Genomic DNA, 2544 nt, shown 5'->3' with positions numbered 1-2544 from the left:
GTCTCTATTTGATTGGTTTGCAAATCGCCAAAAAACAGAACCCAAGGTTCAACAACAACAGGAACGAGAAATAGCCGATGGTTTATGGACAAAATGCCCAAATTGCGGCGTTTTGGCCTATACGAAGGATTTATTAGCTAATCAACTGGTGTGTGTCGATTGCGGTCATCATAATCGGGTGGAAAGTGACGAAAGAATTCGCCAGTTAGTCGATGCTAATACTTGGAATTGCCTCGATGAACAGATTCGACCGACGGATCCCCTCAAATTTTGCGATCGGAAAAGTTATAGCGATCGCATCCGAGAAACCCAAGAAAAAACTGGTCTGACGGATGCTGTCCGGACGGGAACGGGGACGATCGATGGTTTACCCTTAGCTTTAGGGGTGATGGACTTCCGTTTTATGGGGGGTAGCATGGGATCGGTGGTGGGAGAAAAACTCTGTCGTTTGACGGAACAAGCTACCGATGAAAGTTTACCCCTGGTGATTATCTGCGCTTCTGGCGGGGCGAGAATGCAGGAGGGAATGTTAAGTTTAATGCAGATGGCCAAGATTTCTGGCGCTCTTAACCGGCATCGGGAGGCAAAATTACTCTATATTCCTGTCCTGACTAATCCCACCACGGGAGGAGTCACGGCCAGTTTTGCTATGTTGGGAGATATTATTATCGCTGAACCGAAGGCTACTATCGGTTTTGCTGGTAAACGGGTAATTGAACAGACTTTGCGCGAGAAATTGCCAGAAGGTTTCCAAACATCGGAATACTTGTTAAAACACGGGTTTGTCGATGCGATCGTTCCCCGTACCCATCTCAAGAAAACCCTCGCTCAATTAATTAGTTTACATCAGCCCTTTTTCCCCTTGTTATCCCCCCTCAACAGTCATCATCACCACAGTCAACCGGAGTTAATCCCCCTGAAAACAGCCCAGGGACAAACAACAGTTTAACTGTTCTAAGACGGCACTGGAGTTGGGAGTGCCGAAGCTGCCAGTCCGAGCATTTGTACTAAAATTTTCCTGCTCGGCAGTTTCAATGTAGTCCATCCCACACTTAACCGGGTTGACAGTGATCGCAAAGTCCGAAAAATTCGAGAGTATGGTAATAAACCTTGAATTGGTGGGATTTTTCGAGTTTTTCTGCCAATTCGTGAACGGGACACTCATTAAAGACGATAGACCGACCGCAATGAATACAGGTAAGATGGTGTTGATCCTGCTGAACGGAACTGTAGAGGGATTCTCCTGTGGCTAGGGTTCTCACCTGGACTGCACCCTGTAGTTTTAGGGATTCTAGGGCGCGGTAAACAGTGGCTAACCCCATATTTTGGTCACGCTGACGGAGTTCCACAAACAATTCTTGAGCGGATACTGCCCGATTTAAGGTTTTGAGTAAGTGGATAATGCGCTCTTGCGATCGGGTGCGTTGGGGTTTCATATCAAAAAGGTCAGCGATCAAAATTAATTCTATGCCAAAAAATTATCAGTGCTGTATTTATGTTACTCTGCGCCCCTCGGTACTCGATCCGGCGGGTACGGCGGTAGAGTCGGGATTAAAGCAATTAGGTTATGATACTGTGGCCGGGGTGCGAATTGGTAAGTATATTGAGCTTACCGTAACAGCAGCGGACGAAACCAGCGCCCGCGAACAATTGGCTCAAATGTGCGATCAACTATTGGCTAATCCTGTGATTGAAAATTATCGCTTTGATTTGCATTGTCAGGAGATAGGGGATAGGGGATAGGGGATAAGGAAATGGGGAAATTCACCCAATACCCCAACACCCATCTGATGAGAGCTTTCTGCACAATGAATTAACCAAGTTAAAAATTATGAAGTTTGGGATTATTGTTTTCCCTGGATCGAATTGCGATCGAGATGTGGCAACGGTGACGGAGGGGATTTTTCAGCAACCTACCCGCTATGTTTGGCATCAAGAGACGGATTTAGCGGATTTGGATGTGATCGTGGTGCCGGGGGGATTTAGTTACGGCGATTATTTGCGCTGTGGTGCGATCGCTCGGTTTTCGCCGGCGATGAAAACTGTCCGAGAAGAAGCCGAAAAAGGTAAATTAGTTTTAGGCATCTGTAACGGTTTTCAGGTACTAACGGAAATTGGGCTGCTACCTGGTGCGTTAATTCGTAATCGCGATTTACATTTTATCTGCGATCGAGTGCCGGTAAAAGTGGAAAATAATCGATCTGTCTGGACGCGAGGTTATCAACCGCAACAGGTGCTTAATTTGCCGATTGCTCACGGGGAAGGGCGTTATTATGCCGCAGAAGATACGTTAAAATCTCTGGAGGATAACGGACAAATTCTCTTTCGTTACTGTACTCCCACAGGAGAGGCAAATGAGTCAGGGAATCCCAACGGTTCGTTAAATAATATTGCAGGAATTACCAATAAAGCAGGAAATGTGCTAGGAATGATGCCTCATCCCGAACGCGCCGCCGATCTGATGCTCAATTTGACCGATGGGAGTCTGTTATTTCAGGAGTTGATCAATTGTTGTTGACTAGACCTCTTGTAAAAATCAAAAAT

General features: G+C 46.2%; 4 protein-coding genes. 3 read left to right on the top strand and 1 reads right to left on the bottom strand.

Annotated features, from left to right (window positions below; genetic code table 11):
* Nucleotides 1-949: acetyl-CoA carboxylase, carboxyltransferase subunit beta (gene accD / locus PX481_RS10215; protein WP_288094534.1), on the top strand; the 949-nt coding region annotated here is incomplete at its 5' end.
* 103 nt (nt 950-1052) lie between these two features.
* Here accD and PX481_RS10210 read toward each other — a convergent pair.
* Nucleotides 1053-1436, bottom strand: coding sequence for a Fur family transcriptional regulator (locus PX481_RS10210; RefSeq protein ID WP_288094535.1), 384 nt, complete (start codon nt 1434-1436; stop codon nt 1053-1055).
* 31 nt (nt 1437-1467) lie between these two features.
* On the opposite strand from PX481_RS10210, the gene purS reads away from it, so the two are divergent.
* The gene (gene purS / locus PX481_RS10205; protein WP_288027465.1) at nt 1468-1743 is read left to right on the top strand and encodes a phosphoribosylformylglycinamidine synthase subunit PurS; all 276 of its coding nucleotides are present in this window, start codon (nt 1468-1470) and stop codon (nt 1741-1743) included.
* 88 nt (nt 1744-1831) lie between these two features.
* Nucleotides 1832-2518 carry a phosphoribosylformylglycinamidine synthase subunit PurQ gene (gene purQ / locus PX481_RS10200; RefSeq protein ID WP_288094533.1) on the top strand — a complete coding sequence of 229 codons (687 nt, stop codon included), beginning with the start codon at nt 1832-1834 and terminating at the stop codon, nt 2516-2518.
* Nucleotides 2519-2544: the final 26 nt, after the last annotated feature.

The sequence above is a fragment of the Microcystis sp. M53603_WE2 genome, assembly GCF_030065435.1.
This window is presented reverse-complemented; position numbering and strand designations above follow the sequence as displayed.